This is a genomic window from Xanthobacter autotrophicus, from assembly GCF_029991245.1.
Classification (GTDB): domain Bacteria; phylum Pseudomonadota; class Alphaproteobacteria; order Rhizobiales; family Xanthobacteraceae; genus Xanthobacter; species Xanthobacter autotrophicus_C.
In genome coordinates this window covers 1-722 of record NZ_JAIVFO010000317.1, presented here as the reverse complement: position 1 = coordinate 722, position 722 = coordinate 1, and the positions used below count along the sequence as shown (strand labels likewise).

General features: G+C 73.1%; 1 pseudogene. It reads right to left on the bottom strand.

The features are described 5' to 3' along the window. Window positions 1-387: 387 nt before the first annotated feature. Window positions 388-722 (bottom strand): annotated as a pseudogene (locus tag K9U41_RS22980) (hypothetical protein); the annotation flags it as partial.

Sequence of the window (722 nt, the reverse complement as noted above, 5' to 3'; positions counted from 1 at the left end):
GCTTTGCGGCTTTGGCGGCGCGTGTTGCCCGGCGCGGCGGGTCCGCCGGGGGCGGGGCGGAGCGGTCGCGGGCGTCGAGACGGATGTCGAACAGGCTCTCGGGGCGTTCCAGCACCGGTTCCCGCCTCATGCCCTCGCCTCGTCCGCGTGCCGTCATGAATGATCCTGTGGCTTGTGCTCCCGTCTGCCGCACTGCGGGAGCCGCGCCCCTTGCAGCATCAAAATGGGGCGGAAGCGCAGCGCAGCGGAAGGCACCCTAGCGGCAGCGGCATAAGGACCCGTTAAGGACCGCCCAGTGGTGTTCCTCAGGTTGGATAGAACCGCCGTCGGCCCCCTCTCCCGCCGCGCCCGGTCGCCGCAGCAGATTTTCAAACTGAGGCATCACCGTTAAGGACCGCCCAGCGGGCCTTGCCGGCAGCGGTCCCAGAACCCCGTCCGCTGGTCCGGCGTGCGGTAGTACCAGCACATGCCGTTGGCCGGGGGCGCGCCCACCAGCCCTGCCGCCATGCCCGGCTGGAGCATGCCCAGCGCGCCGCCGTTGGCCACGGGGCCGCCGGGTCCCCAGCTCTGCCGGGGCGCGGGGAGGATCACCGGCGGCACCTGGTTGGTCAGGGGCACCGAGAGCGGGGCGGGAGACGGCTGGAGCGGCGTGGCCCAGGGCGCCGCAAGGGGCGCCGTCAACAGCGGCCCACGCTGGAGCGGAGGCAGCGACGGCGGCCGTG